Annotated in this window: 21 protein-coding genes and 1 other RNA gene; 13 read left to right on the plus strand and 9 right to left on the minus strand. The window is 31.0% G+C overall.

What is annotated here, in order from left to right:
• Positions 1-171: 171 nt before the first annotated feature.
• On the minus strand, positions 172-1,374 hold the full coding sequence (locus QWY99_RS04770; protein ID WP_290262148.1) for an NAD(P)-dependent oxidoreductase: 1,203 nt from the start codon (positions 1,372-1,374) through the stop codon (positions 172-174).
• A gap of 245 nt (positions 1,375-1,619) precedes the next feature.
• Between QWY99_RS04770 and QWY99_RS04775 the strand changes: the two genes are divergently transcribed.
• Positions 1,620-2,816: a serine hydrolase domain-containing protein gene (locus tag QWY99_RS04775; protein ID WP_290262152.1), complete on the plus strand. Its 1,197-nt coding sequence runs from the start codon at positions 1,620-1,622 to the stop codon at positions 2,814-2,816.
• A gap of 114 nt (positions 2,817-2,930) precedes the next feature.
• Positions 2,931-3,327, plus strand: a transfer-messenger RNA (tmRNA) gene (gene ssrA / locus QWY99_RS04780).
• Positions 3,328-3,720: 393 nt separating this feature from the next.
• Here the strand turns inward: ssrA and QWY99_RS04785 are convergent.
• The 8 genes from QWY99_RS04785 to QWY99_RS04820 all read right to left on the minus strand — a co-directional run bounded on the left by QWY99_RS04785 (position 3,721) and on the right by QWY99_RS04820 (position 9,841).
• Positions 3,721-4,701: a hypothetical protein gene (locus tag QWY99_RS04785; RefSeq protein ID WP_290262155.1), complete on the minus strand. Its 981-nt coding sequence runs from the start codon at positions 4,699-4,701 to the stop codon at positions 3,721-3,723.
• Between the two features lie 83 nt (positions 4,702-4,784).
• A complete protein-coding gene (locus QWY99_RS04790) occupies positions 4,785-5,297 on the minus strand; it encodes a hypothetical protein (RefSeq protein ID WP_290262158.1) in 513 nt (170 codons plus the stop codon).
• A 334-nt stretch (positions 5,298-5,631) separates the two neighbouring features.
• Positions 5,632-5,880, minus strand: a complete 249-nt coding sequence (locus QWY99_RS04795) for a hypothetical protein (protein WP_290262160.1) — start codon at positions 5,878-5,880, stop codon at positions 5,632-5,634.
• Between the two features lie 148 nt (positions 5,881-6,028).
• The gene (locus tag QWY99_RS04800) at positions 6,029-6,820 is read right to left on the minus strand and encodes a Fic family protein (RefSeq protein WP_290262163.1); all 792 of its coding nucleotides are present in this window, start codon (positions 6,818-6,820) and stop codon (positions 6,029-6,031) included.
• A 288-nt stretch (positions 6,821-7,108) separates the two neighbouring features.
• Positions 7,109-7,780, minus strand: coding sequence for a hypothetical protein (locus tag QWY99_RS04805; protein WP_290262166.1), 672 nt, complete (start codon positions 7,778-7,780; stop codon positions 7,109-7,111).
• A gap of 472 nt (positions 7,781-8,252) precedes the next feature.
• Positions 8,253-8,444: a cold-shock protein gene (locus QWY99_RS04810; RefSeq protein WP_290262168.1), complete on the minus strand. Its 192-nt coding sequence runs from the start codon at positions 8,442-8,444 to the stop codon at positions 8,253-8,255.
• A 322-nt stretch (positions 8,445-8,766) separates the two neighbouring features.
• Positions 8,767-9,099 carry a YegP family protein gene (locus QWY99_RS04815; RefSeq protein ID WP_290262171.1) on the minus strand — a complete coding sequence of 111 codons (333 nt, stop codon included), beginning with the start codon at positions 9,097-9,099 and terminating at the stop codon, positions 8,767-8,769.
• Between the two features lie 181 nt (positions 9,100-9,280).
• Positions 9,281-9,841, minus strand: coding sequence for a putative outer membrane beta-barrel protein (locus QWY99_RS04820; protein WP_290262174.1), 561 nt, complete (start codon positions 9,839-9,841; stop codon positions 9,281-9,283).
• Positions 9,842-10,155: 314 nt separating this feature from the next.
• On the opposite strand from QWY99_RS04820, the gene QWY99_RS04825 reads away from it, so the two are divergent.
• The 11 genes from QWY99_RS04825 (at position 10,156) to QWY99_RS04875 (ending at position 19,224) form a co-directional block, all read left to right on the plus strand.
• Positions 10,156-10,560: a GNAT family N-acetyltransferase gene (locus QWY99_RS04825; RefSeq protein ID WP_290262178.1), complete on the plus strand. Its 405-nt coding sequence runs from the start codon at positions 10,156-10,158 to the stop codon at positions 10,558-10,560.
• A gap of 180 nt (positions 10,561-10,740) precedes the next feature.
• A complete protein-coding gene (locus QWY99_RS04830; protein ID WP_290262181.1) occupies positions 10,741-12,315 on the plus strand; it encodes a glycoside hydrolase family 10-like protein in 1,575 nt (524 codons plus the stop codon).
• A complete protein-coding gene (locus QWY99_RS04835; protein WP_290262184.1) occupies positions 12,299-13,837 on the plus strand; it encodes an MFS transporter in 1,539 nt (512 codons plus the stop codon). The genes QWY99_RS04830 and QWY99_RS04835 overlap by 17 nt, the downstream gene beginning before the upstream one ends.
• Positions 13,838-13,860: 23 nt before the next feature.
• A complete protein-coding gene (locus tag QWY99_RS04840) occupies positions 13,861-14,202 on the plus strand; it encodes a hypothetical protein (protein WP_290262187.1) in 342 nt (113 codons plus the stop codon).
• A gap of 24 nt (positions 14,203-14,226) precedes the next feature.
• A complete protein-coding gene (locus QWY99_RS04845) occupies positions 14,227-14,676 on the plus strand; it encodes a GNAT family N-acetyltransferase (RefSeq protein WP_290262190.1) in 450 nt (149 codons plus the stop codon).
• 4 nt (positions 14,677-14,680) lie between these two features.
• Positions 14,681-16,291 carry a glycoside hydrolase family 3 protein gene (locus QWY99_RS04850; RefSeq protein ID WP_290262195.1) on the plus strand — a complete coding sequence of 537 codons (1,611 nt, stop codon included), beginning with the start codon at positions 14,681-14,683 and terminating at the stop codon, positions 16,289-16,291.
• Between the two features lie 136 nt (positions 16,292-16,427).
• Positions 16,428-17,066 (plus strand): peroxiredoxin, encoded by a 639-nt coding sequence (locus QWY99_RS04855; RefSeq protein WP_041519144.1) that lies wholly within the window; start codon positions 16,428-16,430, stop codon positions 17,064-17,066.
• 173 nt (positions 17,067-17,239) lie between these two features.
• Positions 17,240-17,548, plus strand: coding sequence for a thioredoxin family protein (locus QWY99_RS04860; protein ID WP_290262208.1), 309 nt, complete (start codon positions 17,240-17,242; stop codon positions 17,546-17,548).
• A 110-nt stretch (positions 17,549-17,658) separates the two neighbouring features.
• Positions 17,659-17,916: a DUF6952 family protein gene (locus tag QWY99_RS04865; RefSeq protein WP_035621165.1), complete on the plus strand. Its 258-nt coding sequence runs from the start codon at positions 17,659-17,661 to the stop codon at positions 17,914-17,916.
• Between the two features lie 420 nt (positions 17,917-18,336).
• On the plus strand, positions 18,337-18,834 hold the full coding sequence (tpx, locus tag QWY99_RS04870) for a thiol peroxidase (protein ID WP_290262215.1): 498 nt from the start codon (positions 18,337-18,339) through the stop codon (positions 18,832-18,834).
• A 9-nt stretch (positions 18,835-18,843) separates the two neighbouring features.
• A complete protein-coding gene (locus QWY99_RS04875; protein WP_290262216.1) occupies positions 18,844-19,224 on the plus strand; it encodes a diacylglycerol kinase in 381 nt (126 codons plus the stop codon).
• The last annotated feature ends 19 nt before the right edge of the window (positions 19,225-19,243 follow it).

A 19,243-nucleotide genomic window follows, 5' to 3' on the forward strand; every position in this document is an offset into this window, starting at 1 on the left:
TACAGTTTCAGTTTACAGTTTCAGTTTACAGTCTCAGTCTCAGTCTCAGTCTCAGTCTCAGTTTACAGTTACAGTCTCAGTCGGAGAGTATTAATAATTAATCATCAACAATCAATCATCAACAATCAACCATTAATAACTAATCATCAACAATTTATAATTAAGAATTAATTATTTTCCATCAACATAATCCTGTAAATAACTAAAACGAGGCGTTAGCTTACCGTTTTCTGTTATTTTGGCTCTTTGTAAGATACCATCTTTATCGCCGTTAAAAAAGGCTGGAATTACGTGTTCCATAAAAAGTTCTCCAAAACCTTCGCTGGCATCCTTAGGAATTTCGCAAGGTAAATTGTCAACAGCCATAACTACAACTGCAGCAGGATGAAAAACATCAACCTCTTTGTTCTCGCCAGGGAAATAACCATATAAAGGCTCTTCGATAGTCGATGAGCGAAGCGTACAGGCAATAGGACCATCAATGTCGCATGAAATATCGGCAACAACTTTTATTTTGCAATCTTTAGACTGAAGCATTTCTCTAGTCAAAATCATTGGTGCATCATTTGCGTGAAAGTGCCCAGCAAAATAAACATCAGTTACTCGAGTGAATCTTTCAAAATCAGAAACGTATTCTTGAGGATGCTCGTAAAAATCAGTATAATCTAAAAGTTGACCGTCTTTACGTTTGTTGTAATCCAAAACATCAAGTTGAACATAAACCGCTTGAGTGTAATTTTTAGTTAGGTAATTGTCAATTGTTACCTCTTTTATTTTAATAGCATCAAGAATCTCTTTAGCACCGCTACCAACTTTTCCGGTTCCAGTAATAACAAATTTTAATGGAGGAAGCGTAATTCGTTTTAAATGAGCAATTAAAGCCTCTTTGCCAGATAAAGTTTCAGCTTTAGGTAATTTAAACAATTCAAATTTAATTCCGAAAGCACGAATACCATTATATACACCAACAATACCAGCGTATCTTCCAAAACCAATAAGTCTTTGGTTGTGAGAATTTACAATAGTTTCATGATCGTATAACTCGATGTTTTTTTCTAAAATTGCTTGTAGCAATTTTCGATTATAAGGTTGTTTCTTGATGGTATGAGAAAAGAAAAAATAAGCTTTATCAGAAATTAAATTCTCGATAGGAACTTCTTTTACTCCAAATAATACATCGCAATCCGAAACATCATCCGTTACAGTTATGCCCAAGCTTTTGTATTGAATATCGGTAAAAATACGAATATCCGAACTTTCTACCGCAACAGTAGCTTCATGATAAAGTTGTTTCAATCGAGCCAGTTCATTAGGAGCAAATACAACCCTTCTGTCTGGTGGGCTTTTTCTTTCTTTTATAATTCCAAATTTCATTTATCGGTGTTTAGATTTTTATAAATATAACTTTATCGGTCGAATTTGTTTTAAATATAACAAATATAGTTAAAGTTTTGTTGTTTTTTTTTAATAATATCAAAGCTGATTTTATTATGACCTGATGTTCAGTGGTCTGGTAAAAGTAAAGCTTAAGACTGTGTTAAATTACGAGAATTCATCTCAAAAAGACAAATAAACAAAAGTATTCAATTCTATATATTTGTTTCCCTAGAATCCAACTCATGAATTTCATTAAAAAAGCAAATATACCACAAATCCTTTTCCTTATTTTAGTTTTAAGCTCTTGTGGAAAAGATAAAAATACAAATGCAGTAGATAGCGAAACTGTAGAAGATACACTCCCTAAAATGAAGCCATTGCTTCATGAAAAAAAACTACCTGCAAATTATGTAGCGACAATAAAAAACAAAGTTGATTCTTTTTACAACAAGAACTGGCCTAATAATTCTATGAACGGAAGTTTTTTGGTAGCAAGAAACGGCCAGATTATCTATGAAAAATACGAAGGATATGCGAATAAGAATCAAAAAACAGAGATTGATGTAAACACACCGTTGCACATAGCATCGGTTAGTAAAGTACTTACAGCAACAGCCATTTTAAAATTGGTAAATGCAGGCAAATTTGATTTAGATCAGAAAGTAAATACCATTTTAAAAACATTTCCTTATGAAGATATCACAGTAAGAATGTTATTAAACCACAGAAGTGGAATGCGTAATTATGCTTATTTTACAGATAAGGACAAAACAATTTGGGACAGACACAATCAATTAACAAATCAGGATATTTTAAATATCATGGCTACAAAAGATATTGGTTTAGAGTATAAACCCAACACTCGTTTTACCTATTGTAATACCAATTATGCGATGTTGGCATTAATTATAGAAAAAATAACAGGACTAAGTTATAAAGAGGCAATGAGCCAAATGATTTTTAAGCCTTTGGGAATGACTCATACTTACGTTTTTGATATCGATAAAGACAGAAAAACAGCGGTTCCTTCTTATAAAGGAAATAATGTTGAAATTGGAATAGATTATCTAGATGCTGTTTATGGAGATAAAAATATCTATTCAACTCCTAGAGATTTATTAAAATTTGATAGAGCCAGAAATGCGCCAGATTTCTTAAAACCTAATTTGCTTAAGCAAGTGTATGAAGGATATAGCAATGAGCGTAAAGGGGAGAAAAACTACGGATTAGGCATCCGAATGATAAATTGGTATTCTGGTCAGCATTTTTATTTTCATAACGGTTGGTGGCACGGAAATACGTCAGCGTATATTACACTTCAAAAAGAAAATGTTACTATAATTGCCTTGTCAAATAAATTTACTCGTAACACATACGCAGTTCGTAAATTGGCACCATTATTTGGAGATTATCCTTTTGTTTTTAAAGATATCGACTAATATTTTCGGTAAATAATTAAGGTTAAAAATAGAATTGAATATTTTTTGAAAAATTATTTCAATTGATGGTTCAAAAAGCGTAATTTTGCAATCTCAATTTTTAGTTGAAAAAATGGGGTCGACTGGTTTTGACAGCAAGTCGAATTGAACAGTAAGCACGTCGAGCATTGAGACCTTGCTCGTAAATATAAGATCTCAACACTTTTACACGGCGAAAATAACTACGCTTTAGCTGCATAATCCGAATTATAGTACGATTAGCCACGTTCCTATCAGATAGGAAAGCTGGATTCTCCTTGAAAGCCTTGGTTTGTGGCGGTCAATACAGGGGAACCGTAAAAATAAACCTAGATTTCCATTAGCTTCGAGTGGATTTCGAAATTAAGAAGATAAGTATTGTGTGGCTGTTCCTGGCCGAGCACAATATCGAAAATCCAATCAGGAAATAAGCGTGTAGAAAGCTCTTTAGTTGCTTGTTTGGACCCGAGTTCGATTCTCGGCGACTCCACGAAAAACCCTGTAAGTATTTGATTTACAGGGTTTTTTATTTCGAGTTGCCGTTTTTGTTGCCGTTTATTACCTGCTGATAACTTTTTTTATTGTAATAAATGCATTACCTGTAAGCTCTATAAATTATATTTATTAGAAAGAACTAATCTTTGTTCATAAGTTTGATTTTATTAAATCAAATTCTACAATAGATACAAACAGCTGTTACTAGTAGTTATTTTTCGTCAATATTCACGTATATTGTTTGAGATGTAAATTCGATTGATATTTCGTACTTTAAATACCAAGTTCTAAATATTCCGTTTAGTTCATTTCTAAAAGTATATAAATCATTTTGATTAAATTCTTTTAGATAAACAAATCTTCTCCTAATGCCCAAATCTTTTAGCAAGTGTTATGCGTTCGTGCTTATGTTCTCATTTAATCCAAAATCTTTTCTTAAAATTTCCGAGTTTATAGTAATTAATCCAATCGTTTCAAATATCTCTTTTTCATGAGCTTTTAACAAGATAATTAACTCTTTAGTTTTATCTATTATAGTGTTGTAAATACTTACACATTCAGAAGTTAATAATCCAAGTTCAACATGATTATCACTCATTTTCTTTTGTTTGACAAAATTGTAGTTGTCACAAAAAATACTAATTGGCAACATTAAAGTATTATTGAGACCTATTAAATCTGGTGATGCGAATTGAGAAATATTTGGGCTCATATATGGATGAATCTGTTTCATTAATTCATTAAAAGATTCAATTTCGGTTGTTCTAAATTCTTCTAAAACAATCGACAATAAATCAATGACTTTAGGAATAATATCGGCAATTCTCTTTTTTCCATCCATTTCAATGTCATATTTTTCCTGAAGTTCTGCGGGAATTTGTTTAAACATTCCATCCAACATAGTAAATGAATTAAATATATTTTTGAATTGTATAACAGAAGCTTTTCTATTTTCGGGATAGTAATTTGTATAAGCAATTAGATATTCTTCAAGATTTAAAACATCAGTTATTATTTTTAAATTATGCATAGGAGATTGAACCATTAGAACAAGTTCAATCGGACTTTTAGAAGTTTGTTTAATTAGATTTTTTAGATTATTATATTGCTCTAAAGAATTTTCTAATGCATATTCCACTATTATAGTGAAATAGAAAAGTTTATTTATTCTTTCTTCATTTTTTTTGGTTTCATCTTTTTCTTTATCAATTCTGTTTTGTTTAACAAAATAATAATAAGCAAAGTATGCTCCTGAAATTGCTATTATGATTGGTAAAATGAAATCTTTCAAACAATTATATAATAATGAATCTTGTACTTTTAAGTATGTAAAGAAATATATTATCGAAATCACTTGTTTAATTATTTCCATTTTTAAAACTAAATTTTATTTTCTGTGTGTTTTTTCAGAATGATGTATCACGAGTGTTGTGTGTTCATGCTTATTTATTACAATTATTCAAGCAATTTCAATGCTTTTTGTAAAATATCCGCTTTTTTCTTTTTAATTTCTAAATCAATATAATTTTTGCTTGTGTAAATTCTAATTTTAGAAATAGTATTTTGTGTTAATAATTGATATTGCTCATTACTAATATTATAAATGACATTAATACCTTGTGATTGAGAACCATTAAAACCAGTAGACCCACAACCAACACAAGTTGTTGTATATTTAATATTTTTTAGAGTTACGATTTCTTCATTTATAAGTTTCAGCATTAACTCGTCATTTTCATTTATGGAAAAGTAAACATCGCCCAGCATTATTTTAAGTTGTATGAAATATTGATTATCAATTTTACTGAATCTATAACTAGTAACTGCTTTCATTTCAAATGTTAATCCTTCCCAATTCGTTCTTTTAACGTGGTTTTTAGTAAACTCGTCAATATGGTCTTCGGATATTTTTTGAGCATTACAGTATGCAGTTAATAGTGCAAATAAAATTAAAAATAGGTTTTTCATAAGGTTGTTTTTTGGTAGCATGACGCATAACTTATTTATTGGAGCTATACATTGACTCAAGTAACACCATTTTTAATAGGCTTTATACCTTAAGTTAGTGTTTTTTTTAAGCTAATATAGGAAATATCATTATTAATTTATTCACTATAGTAAATATAAATTATACTAATTATTTATATAGTATATATTAAATTAAGCACATTTTTTTAGATGGTACATAGGTAGAACCAATTAAGAAACGATAAATGAAACATTCATTAAAAAGTCCGAAAAAGAGTTGCTTTAAAAATTTGACGACAAAAAAAATCCTACCGAAGCAGGATTTAAAATTTGGTTACTTAAAGTATAACCCTAGAATCATAATTGCCAAAACAATAAACAAGCTAATAAAACATTTGAGCATATCTGTTTTTATATCAGATAAAACCTTTGCTAAATCTTCTTTTGTTGCCATATGCATAGTATTATACTCTACCTCTTTGTCAATTTTTGATTCAATATAAGTAGTTAAACTTTCTGCGGTTTCTTTTCCAACTTTTTCACATAATATAGCGAACAGTTCTATTAGGGTTATCTTGCTCATGTTTTTTTTAAGTTTTCACGTTATTTTACATCTCTCGAGCTCGTCCCTGGTTCTTGTTTTAACGTTGTTTTAGTTCCTGCAGAAAAGATCCGGAATAGGTTTTCACGTTATTTATCTACGTAAACAATTATTATAACTGTAAAGACTTCTAAAAAAGAAAAGAAAATCCTGTACTGTTTTTTTGATTAATCTGCTTTTCATATTTATCAATTTCATTTGATAAAAATTGCTTATACTCATTCTGCATAAAATTTCTAAAAATTGAAATGTCTTCATTTTTTCGAGTTTCCACTAAAGTATTTATATAATCCTGTTTATTTTCACTATTTACGATAGCTAGAGGTAAATTATAATAAGCTTGAATATAATTCATTAATAAACGGGATGTTCTTCCGTTTCCATCATAAAAAGGATGGATACTAACAAGATTAAAATGTGCATCAAATGATAAATTTAACTGATCATCAACAGATAAGTTATTACCAATCTTTTCATTGAGAAGTTCTACCAAATTGTTTGTTAACTTTTCAACTTTATCATAATTAGGGAAATAAGAAATCCCTGCAGATACATTCCCTTTACGTAGCATTCCTTTACTAGCATCGACTTCCCCCAAAATAGTATTATATAAGTTTCCAGTGCTCTTCATCACTTTAGCATTAATTTCTTTAATAAGTTCAAATGAAATAGGTCTTTTATTCTGTGCTTCTTTAAGAACAAAAGTTAAAGCCTGATAATGATCTGTAAGCATTAAAGAGTGAATGAGGGGTTTTCCTTTAGGAGTTAAGCCATTGTTTATTAGTACTTGTGTTTCAATTTCAGTAAGAGTAGAACCTTCAATTCGAGTAGAATGATGACTAATGGAAATCATATTAAATTTCTCATAATCTAAAATATCTTCTAGATTTAAACTTTTATATTTTTCAATCAGATTTTCCATATTTTTTTAATCAATAAATTCTATTTTATTCTAAAACTACTGTAAAGATAAATTATACTAATTATTTATATAGTATAATTTTTAAATTAAACCATTTTTTAATAGTGTGCACAGGTAGAACTATCACGAAAGATAAAAACGAAATATTCATAAAAAAGTCCAAAAAAGAGTTGCTTTAAAAGTTAGAATTAAAAAATCCTACCGAAGCAGGATTTAAAATTTAGTTACTTAAAGTATAACTCCGTTCCTTAAAGTCTTCTTAAAACTCTAATTGTTTTTCGCTAATATTTATTTCTGTAAACTCAAATCCTTTAAATTAATGCTTCCACAAGGTATTTCTTTATCACTTGATTTATGGTTGCTATTTGTGCCATCCACTTTTATTCTATAAAAAAGATTTCCCTCATTTAGGTTGAGTTCTGTTCTCAAAGTTCCGTGCGCTCCTTCACTCAAGCAAAGCATTACAATATAAAAACCACTTGATTCTTTGGAGTTAATTGTTCTTTCTAACGTTGATTCTTTATGAAGATTATTGTCTAAAAAGGGTTTTAAATTCGATATGCCGTAAAGAAACATAGGTGCTTTTTCAATTGTCATTGTATCGGAAGGAATCAATATTTTATAGTATTTATTAGGCAATGACGGAACTTCATAAGAATCTAAAGGGAAATTAATTTTCAGTTCAAGAGATTTATCTGTTTCGTTTGTTATCCGAGTCCAAAATACTGCATAACTATATACTTCGCCATTTATATCTGTGTATTTCAATCCTCCTTTTGGTAAATTATTCTGTATAGTTATGCTTCCACCTTTAGAATCTGTATATTTATTTTTGGTATAAATGTCTTTATCATTTATTTTTTGACTTTGTCCGATTTTTTCTGGTGTTGATTTGCTGTTTTGATTGCAAGAAAAAAGACAAAATGTTGCCAAAATCAATATTGTTATATTTTGTTTCATTTTAAAAATTAGGTTAGATTCTCTTATTCAGCGGTAAGCAAGTGCACAAGATACTTGAACTAGGCATAAAATGGCTACAATAATAATAGATCGGATTAGCTTTATATGATATGTTTGTGTTTTTTTTAGACGAATATAGAAAATATCCTTGATTAATTATGCGATGCGTTTTAGCTTATTTTTCGGTATCGGAATCGGTGTATTCTAGATAAAGAATCTGTCTAATCTGTGTCAAATCATCTGGTTTTGGAATTGAACCCAACGAGTTAACATAGAAATAGAGCATTTAATTGTAATCTCAGGTAATTCACATAAAAAAATCCTGTAAACATTGTTTACAGGATTTTTTATTTTTCTAAGTCGTGAGTGATTTGTAGGGTTTTATTATAGAGGAGTGTATCGAATAGTATTCTTTATCTTCATATTAAACCAATAGGCATTCATTGTTAGTGCAAATTTGAAGTTGCTAGTATTAAACTACTGTAACTTCTACTGCATTTTTGCCTTTTTTTCCGTCAACTATTTCAAATTGAACAGAGTCATTTTCACTAATTTGATCTTTTAAGCCTGATGCATGAACAAATACGTCTTGTCCTGTACCTTCTTCAGTAATGAATCCAAATCCTTTTGCTTCATTGTAAAATTTTACTACTCCTGTTTTCATAATTTATTTTAAATTTATTAGTAAATGTAGAAGAAAAATAAATTTAAGTTGCTGATTATTAGTTTTTATTTTAAAAAATATTTTTATATATTTTAACGTTTCGTTAAGGAATGTCAGAATTAGCCTTTAATTTTGAACGCTAAATCAATTTTGAATCGTATTAGATAGCTGATAATGACTTATAAATCCCTAGCCCAGATCGTAGTGGCATCCTTTTTATCTTCTTTTTTTGAAGATAAAAAGATATAGCGAAGAGCTGGAAAATGCTCCTAAAAAGAAAACCACCCGATAAGAGTGGTTTTGATCTTTTAGAAAATATGTTTTAAACAGTTTGATCGTCTGTAGTTGCAGTAGGCGCATTTGTCTTTACAGATTCGATTCCGTTGTCTCTAGCAGCAACGCTTTCATACATTTCGCTAGTTCCGATAATCTGACCGTTGGTTGCTTTTAGATTAAAATAAGGTTTTCCGTTTTTAGCTGTTTCTCTTGCGAATTTAGAATCGTCTTGTGAGTTGGTCTTTACAGATTCGATTCCGTTTAAGCAACCTGCTTTTGCCGAATATCCTTCGCTTGCAAGAATCGTTTGTCCGTTGTTTGCTTTTAAATTAAATTGAAATTCTCCGTTTGCTCTTTTTGTGATAACAAATTTTCCCATTTTAGTTTTGGTTAAGATTAAATAATAGTTTTAATAGACACTTAATTTCATAAAAATACAAAAGAAAAAGAATTTAAGATAATGGGAAACAGTAAATTATTTAATTTTTAAACTAATATTCAAAAAAAAACGAGAACTTAATTTTACTTAGGTTCTCGTTATTATATAATGAATTTTTTTTTTAGAATTTAAATCCTAAGCTAATATTCGAAACAGCCGTTTTTACTTTTGCGTTAGATGCATCAATATCGGTTATTCCGCCTAGGTACCTGTAATCTAATGTTAATTTCCATAGATCAACGCCTACACCACCTATAAAACTATTATTGTTTTTTACAATATCTATGTAGTTTAGATTGTTGCTAGTGTCTATGCTAGAGTAATTTTTCCAGTTGTAACCGCCAAATATTCTAACATTTCCGAGTTTGCCTAATGGAACAATTTTGTAACCTACAATTAATGACGCTTCGGTTCCTGATAATTTATAATCTGTATTGACAAGACCAGTCTCTGAGATCGTAAATTTAGATTGTGCGTATCCAAATTCGGCTTGTCCATAAAGCATCAATAGATTTACTCTTGCAAAACCTCCAAAACCTACTGAATTGCCTGAGCTATCCGAGTGGTAGTCATTTGTTGAGATTGAAGTTATATTAGTTGATACGATAGGACCGAATTGTAGCAATTGGGCAAATGAATTTGCACTGATACATAATAGTGTAATCAAAAAAATCTTTTTCATGGGTGTAAATTATTAAGGGGGGATATAATTAAGCTATTAAAATTAACTATTATTAGTCGGAATCGAAAGACATATTTTGTTTATTTTTTATTGACTTTAGAAGTGTCATTTTTATTTATTTGGACTTTAATAGGATGAGATTTCTTTAGGAAAGTTTTAAAAGGGAAAGTTGATTGTGTTGTTGGATTTTATATAGGTTAATTCTGTGAAATAAAATAAGTAAAGAGCTATTTAAGTTGAAGTTTGTAATGTTATAAGAGGGATAAAATAATTAATTCTAAATTTGGTTTCTTAGCTAATTAAAAAGAATAACGATGACAATCAAAGAAATTCCTGCCGAAGCAACTTGGGCAATTCGGCATAAAGTGATGTGGCCTGAGATGCCTTTTGAATTTGTACAGTTAGAGGAAGATGATTTAGGGATTCATTTTGGATTATATAATGAATCGAAACTAGTTGCTATTGTTTCTTGTTTTGATGATCATAACGAAATGCAATTTAGAAAATTAGCCACTTTGACCGAGGAGCAAGGAAAAGGTTTTGCAACACTATTGCTAAATTATATTTTTCAACAAGCTAAGGATAAGGGAATAAAGCGAATTTGGTGCAATGCAAGAGTAAATAAAAAATCATTTTATGAGAAATTGGGTTTAATAGATACGAAGGTTACTTTTTTTAAATCGGGACAAGAGTTTGTAATAATGGAACTGTGTTTATAAATTTTGATTGTTTAATTAATAATGTATATCTGGTTCATATATAGTTGTTTAATGATTGTGGAACGCTATTTGTGTAGATTAAAGCTTATATTTCTGTGAGTTATAAATTTTTATTAATAAATTATCCTTTATACTTCACTAAAAAAACTATTTTTGAATTCTGTATAAATTAAGATTGAAATGCATAAAAATCAGCACGTAATACTATTTTTTTTATTTTTTATTTTTTTAGGGTGGAGTGGAAGTGCTCAAGAAAAATCACGATATCCTAAGAACGAATTTAGAGGCGTTTGGATCGCTACCGTTGTTAATATTGACTGGCCAAAAAGCAAAGTTGATAATGTTGAAAAGGAAAAAGCAGATTACCTCGAAATTTTAGAGACTTATAAAAAATTGAATTTTAATGCAGTAATTGTACAGATACGAAGTGTTGGAGACGCTATTTACCCTACAAAACTAGCTCCTTGGTCACGTTTTGTGACTGGAAAAGAAGGACAAGAACCAAAGCCTTATTATGATGTTTTGGCTTGGATGATCGAACAGGCGCATAACAGAGGATTTGAGTTTCATGCTTGGATGAATCCATACAGAGCCACATTTGATTTAAAAAAAGATAGTTTGAGTCCAAATCATGATGCAATTAAGCATCCGGAATGGATGATTGAATATGGAGGGAAAATATATTACGATCCTGCTTTGCCAGAAGTTCAGGAGCATTTAACATCTATTGTTGAAGAGGTTGTCGAGAATTATGATATTGATGCAATTCATTTTGATGATTATTTTTATCCTTATGCTGTACCAGGAAAACAATTTAACGATACAGCTTCTTATAAAAAATACGGAAGTGGTCTTAGTTTAGCCGATTGGCGCAGAGCCAATGTGAGTAATTTTGTAGAATCGATTTCGACTACTATAAAAGCGTGTAAACCTTGGGTTCAATTCGGAATTAGCCCTTTTGGTGTTTGGCGTAATAAATCAAAAGATCCTAAAGGTTCAGATACACAATCGACATCTAATTATGATGATTTATATGCAGATCCTATTTTGTGGATGGATCAAAAATGGATTGATTATATCCTGCCACAATTGTATTGGAGTATGAACAATACGAGGGCTTCTTATACAAAACTAGTAAAATGGTGGTCAGAAAACTCAAATAACACCGCTATTTACATCGGACACAGTCCTTATAAAATTAGAGCCGACAGTGATAAAAGTTGGAATTTGCCAACAGAAATTCCAAATCAGGTAGATTTTGCCAGAGGATTTAAAAACGTGACAGGGAGCGCTTATTTTAGTGCTAAATTATTGATTAATAAGAATCAAGATGTTGTGCGTCTTTTGGCTGAAAACCAATACAAATACCCAGCACTTCCGGCAGCAGTTCCAAATCTTAAGAAGGTGGTTGTTGATGTTCCTGTGGTAAATGAATTTGCAAAGGATAGTATCAATTATTCGTTCAATGTTAAATATCCATTGAATACCAAGGTACGTTATATGGTTGTTTATGGTGCAACGAGTGAAGCTAAAATTGATATCAATGATCCTTCTCAAATTATTGATAAATTAACAGTTCACGAAATAGATGGTGCTATTTACTTTGTGCTTTCAGAAAAAACAATGAAAAAATATAAAGCGTGTGCAATCACTTTTATTGATTATTATGCAAACGAAAGTGCTCCGACTAGTATCGATTTAAAAAAAGGATTTAAAGTAAACGTAGCTGAAATAACAGATGAAAACAGAAAATAATAAACCTTGGTTTTGGATACCATTATTGAATTTCGCATCAGGATTTCCTTATATAGTAATTATCTCAGTCTCTGTATTGATGTATAAAAACTTAGGAATCACCAACGAAGACATTGGTCTCTATACGAGTTTATTATATCTGCCTTGGGTTATTAAACCTTTGTGGAGCCCTTTTATCGATTTGCACGGTACGAAGCGAAAATGGTTTTTGGCGATGCAATTGGTCATTTCAATTGCCTTTTTAATTGTTGGACTTACAATTCCGCTACATAATTTCTTCATATTAACCTTAGCTATATTTTGGGTTGCGGCTTTCGCTTCCGCATCGAATGATATTGCCAGTGATGGATTCTATTTGTTGGTTTTACCAAAAGAGCAACAGTCCTTTTTCTTAGGAATCAGAAGTACATTTTACAGAATTTCAATGCTTGCCGGAAATGGATTAATCGTGCTTTTGGCAGGGTATCTAGAGCATAAATATGGTGATAATCGCAAAGCGTGGTCCTATACCATGATTTTTGTTGGTTTGCTAATGGCTGTTATAACGACTTATAATTATTTTTCTACACCTAAAACAGAAAGTACCGCAACAGGAACTCCCAAAGAAATTGCAGATCAAAGTTTTGGTTCTGTTTTTGCAAGCTTCTTCAGAAAAAAGCAAATCGTTTTAATACTTGCTTTTATCTTGTTGTTTCGTTTGGGTGAATCACAACTGATGAAAATGCTAACCCCATTTTTGGTAGATCCGATAAAATATGAATTAGTCGAATCAAGTTCGGATGAAGGTCAAGCGAAAGCATTGGCTGTTTATAATTCAAAAGTTGCTAACGGAGAGAAATTATCTGATTTAGAGTTGCAATTACTTTATTCAAAATTGCCTATAGCGGCTCAAATGGCAAATACTAAAAAAACTTTGCTAGAGGTTGAAAATAAAGATCCAAAAGAATATAAAAACCTGAACAAAGCCAGAATTAACTTTGTTGATCAGCTAGTTTTAAACAAAGGAGCTCAAAAAGAGGTTCTAAAAGGTGGAATGGGATTGGATACCGAAGATATCGGTTTGATTTACGGAACCTTTGGATTAATTGCTCTAATGCTCGGAGGAGTTTTAGGTGGAATCGCTATTTCAAGACATGGTCTTACTAAATGGATGCTTCCGATGATTTTAACCATGCACCTACCAATTATTGGCTTTGTCTTGTTGTCTTACTTTCATCCTTCATCTGTATATTATATTTATGCTGTGGTAATTCTTGAACAGTTTGGTTACGGTTTTGGTTTTGCTGCCTTTATGATGTATTTAATTTATGTTGCCGAAGGAGAATCAAAAACGTCACATTATGCCATTGCTACAGGATTTATGGCTATGGGAATGATGTTGCCAGGAATGGTAAGTGGATATATTCAGGAATATTTAGGATACGCAAATTTCTTTGTTTGGGTATTCTTAGCTACAATTCCTGGAGTAATACTTTCTAGATTTTTAATTTTCCCACAAGATTTCGGTAAGAAGATAGAATAAGATTTAATTAGAATATAACGCCCATGGAAATCAATGAAAACATACAGGTTGAACGTAACCTGAAAGCAATTGAATTTGAAAAAGAAGGTGAGATTGAGAAAGCAATTGCGTTATACGAAGAAAATAGTAATGAAGGTTTTAAAGGAAATCACTCTTATGACCGTCTGGCTACCATTTATAAAAATCAGAATGATATTGACAACGAAATTCGAATATTAGAAAAAGCGATTCTGATTTACGAAGTAATTACACTTGAAGACAGACTTGAAGGAATGCCAAAGCTCTTTCGATTTAAAAATAGACTTGAAAAAGCCTTACATACCAAAACGCTATTAGCGAAAAAGAAGAAGAGCAAGCTTAAGTGAAATAATTTATAAGTATCTGATCGTATGATTACGCTAAAAAGAACCAATTCAGAAGATATCGACTTTAAAAACTTGGTAGTTTTATTAAATCAAGATTTAAAAATTAGAGATGGAGCCGATCATGATTTTTACAATCAATTTAATGGGATAGATACAATAAAGCATGCAATTGTAATTTATGAAGATGAAGTAGCTATTGGCTGTGGCGCTTTTAGAGAAAAAGAAAATGACGTTGCCGAAATCAAGCGTATGTTTGTGCATCCTGATTATCGTAAAAGAGGAATTGCATCAGCTGTATTGAAGGAGTTAGAAAAATGGGCAACCGAAGTAGATTATAAATATACCCTATTAGAAACAGGAGTTAACCAACCAGAAGCGATTGCATTATATAAAAAACAAGATTATGCTGTAATTCCAAATTATCCACCTTATGATGTGATGGATAATAGTGTATGCATGAAAAAAAAGCTATAACCCAATGAACAAAATACCACAAACACTACAACAAAAAGTAGGACAGTTTTTCTTTCCTGCAGTTTTTATAAACGATACCGAAGAAAATATTCAGGAAACCGAACGTTTAATTCGAGAATATAATATTGGCGGACTTACCTTTTTTCATAGTCGTGCCAGTGCAGCTACAAATTACGAAGGCAATAAAAAAATTGTGTTCAATGATGATAGTTATAAACAGTTAAAAGAGCGTATCGAGCGATTCCAGAAATGTGCAACGACGCCGCTTTTAATTAGTATCGATGCCGAATGGGGATTGGCAATGCGTGTCGAAAAAACACCACAATATCCTTATGCAATTACACTTGGCGCTTTACCAGAAAGTGAATCACATTTGGTTTACGAAGTAGGGAAGCAAATAGGTTTGGATTTAAAATCAGTTGGAATTCAATACAATCTTTCGCCATTGGCAGACGTCAATAACAATCCTAATAATCCTGTTATTGGTTACCGTTCCTTTGGAGAGGATAAAGAAAAGGTAGCGCATTTTGCTTTAGAATATTTAAGAGGAATGTCAGATGTTGGTGTTTTAGGTTGTTTGAAGCATTTTCCGGGACACGGAAACACTAATGTCGATTCGCATTTAGGATTACCAGTATTAAAAGAAACTTTAGAAGAATTATTAGAAAACGAATTATACCCATTTATAAAAGGAATCGAAGATAATGTCGATTCGATTATGATTGGTCACTTAGCAGTTCCAGCTTTAAATTCAGGAAAAGATACCTCGGCAACCTTATCAAAATCAATTATCCAAACGTTGTTGCGTGAACAATTAGGGTATGATGGTTTAGTTATCTCTGATGCTTTGAACATGCATAGCGTGTCTAAACTGTATGATGTAAAAGGACAATTAGAATGGGAAGCTTTTAATGCAGGAAACGATGTTTTGTGTTTTGCAGAAAATGTACCAGAAGGAATTCAGGCAATTCTTGAAAAAGCAACACCAGAACGTATCGAAGAAAGTTTTAATAGAATATTGAAGTGCAAAGAGAAAGCAGGAATTCTTAATGAAGCAGCAATAGGCTCAGGAGTTTTAGATTTTGAGAGAACAGCGTTATTAAATGAAAAAATTGCACAAAAGAGTATCACTAAGCTAATTGATAACTCCAATTCTGAAACTGTTTTTGAAGCACATAAAAACAATACGCTTGCAAAATTAAGTTTGTATAAAAATGTAGATAATGATTTCTTCAAAACATTAAACTCCCATTTGTCAAGTCCTGAGTTTGCAATTAATGCAGGAGATATTACTATTGCTTCTGTTGAAAAAGACTTAGCTGCTTTTGATACTATAATCATTTCTTTATTTGTGCCAAAAGCAAAACCACTAAATAATTTTGATATCGAAGAATCGGTTTTGGAATTATTAGGGAAGTTGTTGACTTCAAAAAAATGTATTCTTTATGTTTTTGGAAATCCATATGCTTTGCCAATTATTCCAAACGGAAAACAGGCTTTAGGACTTATTGAAGTGTATCAAGATTTTGTTGAGTTTCAAAAAAATGCCGCAATTCAAATTATTGAAAATAAAAAATGTGTTGGAAAATTACCTGTAAATATTGACTTACAATAGGTTACAGATTTTGGAATATTTAATATAGGTAAATGTTATTGATCGATAAATTTTTATAATCGTATCCTATTGCTTCTAGGTTGATTTATGCACTATTTTTGCACCAAATAAATAATTAACTTAAAAAGCGAAAGATATGTCTTTAGTAGGAAAAAAATTCCCAAGTATTGCAGTAGATGCTATCTCAGAAATGGGAGACAATTTGAAAATCAATATTTTTGAAGAAGCAGTAAACAATAACAAAAAAGTACTTTTGTTTTGGTACCCAAAAGATTTTACTTTTGTATGTCCAACAGAATTACATGCTTTTCAAGCTGCTTTACCAGAATTTGAAAAAAGAAATACAATTGTAATAGGAGCTTCATGTGATACAAACGAAGTACACTTTGCTTGGTTAAACACTCCAAAAAACAATGGTGGAATCGAAGGAGTTACTTACCCAATCTTAGCTGATACAAACCGTAATTTATCTAACATTTTAGGAATTTTAGATATTGATTCTACAGAGTACAGCGAAGAAACAGATTCAGTTATCATCGAAGGTTCTAATGTAACTTACAGAGCTACTTACCTAATTGATGAAACTGGAAAAATTTTCCACGAAAGTGTTAACGATATGCCATTAGGTCGTAACGTAAACGAATACTTACGTATGGTTGATGCTTACACTCATATCCAAGAAAAAGGAGAAGTTTGTCCTGCAAACTGGGAAGCTGGAAAAGAAGCAATGAGCGCAGATAGATTAAGTACAGCTGAGTATTTAAGCGCAAACTAATTAAATATAAGGTACAAAGGTTCATAGGTACAGAGTAACAAAGTTTTTTGTTGCAACTATTTACACAGTGTAAAATTTTGTCCTTTTGAACCTTTGTAACTAATATAAAAACTAGAAATAAAAACTTTGCAACTTTGCGTCTTTGCAACTTTGCATCTCAAAAATATATTGATATGTTAATCGAATTAAATGAAGATACTTTAGCAGATTTAGTTGCTAAAAATGAGAAAGTTGTCGTGCAATATTCGGCTTCATGGTGTGGAAATTGTCGTATAATGAAACCGAAATTCAAAAAATTAGCGGCAGAAAAAGAAGATTTGACTTTTGTTTTAGTTGATGCTGAAAATTCACCAGAATCAAGAAAATTAGCCAATGTTACAAATTTACCAACATTTGCCACTTTCGTAAATGGTAAACTGGTTAATGAGACACAAACTAATAAACAAGAAGTTTTAATCGAGTTAGTAAATGAAATTGCTTAAATAAGATAGGTTAGACTGATTTATACTTTTGGACTTCTGGTAAAGTGGTCTAAATTTTCAAGAAAGTCTAAAGAGTCTAAGAATGTCTAAAAATCTAAGAAGTATAAAATATGAAATTACCAGTAATAAAACAATTAACGCAGTTTATAGAAGAAAATGATCAAGATTACATCATTGAAACTATTGAGGTTTTGGAAGCAATGACCGAAATTCCATCTTTAAAAGATGAAGAATTAGATGTAATTGGTGAATTAATTTCTAATATGTACGGTGCATTAGAAGTACATAAAATGGTAGTTCAAGGAACTGATAAAAAAGAAGCTTTGAATACGTTTATGAAACGTGTTTTGGGGTCAATCGATAAATAGTTGATTTAGCTTAAATAGTTAGAAAAACAGTGGTTATCTAAAAACGCATTCTTTACGGGGTGCGTTTTTTTTATGTCCAATTTTATCATGTTTAGCCAAGTAGAAGCATCATATAAGAGATGGTACAATCAAGATTAAAAAGGTTGAAATTACATGGGGTACATTCTCAGTATTGTCAAGCTGAGCGGAGTCGAAGCGTCACATAAAAACAAAATAAAATTTGCCCAACAAGCATTTTTTTTCTTTTGTCAGAAAGGTATTAAATAGCCAGAAAGCCTGTAGAAATCTATTTTATGACAATAAAATCCCTAATAATTAGTTGTTTTAAAACTCGACTAATTCTTCCCATAACCCGTAACAAAATTCTTTTAGATTCGAATTTTAATCATTACTTTTGAACCTCACAAAAAATCAAACATCATGGCATCAATAACATTAGGAGGAAATCCAATTCATACTTCAGGCGAATTACCAAAAGTTGGTTCACAACTAGCTGATTTTAAATTAGTACAGAGCGACTTATCAGTTGCTTCATTAAGTGATTTTGCAGGTAAGAAATTAGTTTTAAACATCTTTCCAAGTATCGATACTGGAACTTGCGCAACTTCAGTTAGAAAATTTAATGAAAATGCAAGTAATCTTGAGAACACTACAGTTTTATGTATTTCTAGAGATTTACCTTTTGCTCAAAAACGTTTTTGTGGTGCTGAAGGATTAGAAAATGTAGTTAATTTATCTGATTTTCAAGCTGGAGCTTTCGGTAAAGCAAATGGATTAGAAATCGTTGATGGACCTTTAACTGGTTTACACTCAAGAGTAATTATTGTTGTAGATGAAAACGGAAAAGTTACGCATACAGAACAAGTAGCTGAAATTGCAAACGAACCAAATTACGAAGCGGCACTAGCTGCACTATAAATTCTAGAAATGGAGTTTCAAAAAGATACTACTTTTTTAAAAGGAAGATTAAAAAGCGTTACTTATGCCTATAAAGGTGCTTTAAAGTTAATAAGCACGGAGCATAGTGTTATGGTGCAATTTTCATTAGGAGTTATAATGACTATTGCAGGTTTTTATTTTCAAATAACAAGTACGGAATGGCTTTTTCAAATTTTAGCAATAGGATTAGTATTAAGTGTGGAAGGATTAAATACGGCTATAGAAAAAGTAGCCGATTTTGTTCATCCAGATTATCATGAAAGAATCGGTTTTATCAAAGATATTGCTGCGGGCGCAGTATTTTTTGCAGCAATGACCGCAATAGCAATCGGATTAACAATATATATACCATATATAAAAAATATATAAGCGATTAGCACCCAAAATA

It is taken from the genome of Flavobacterium branchiarum (genome assembly GCF_030409845.1).
GTDB lineage: Bacteria > Bacteroidota > Bacteroidia > Flavobacteriales > Flavobacteriaceae > Flavobacterium > Flavobacterium branchiarum.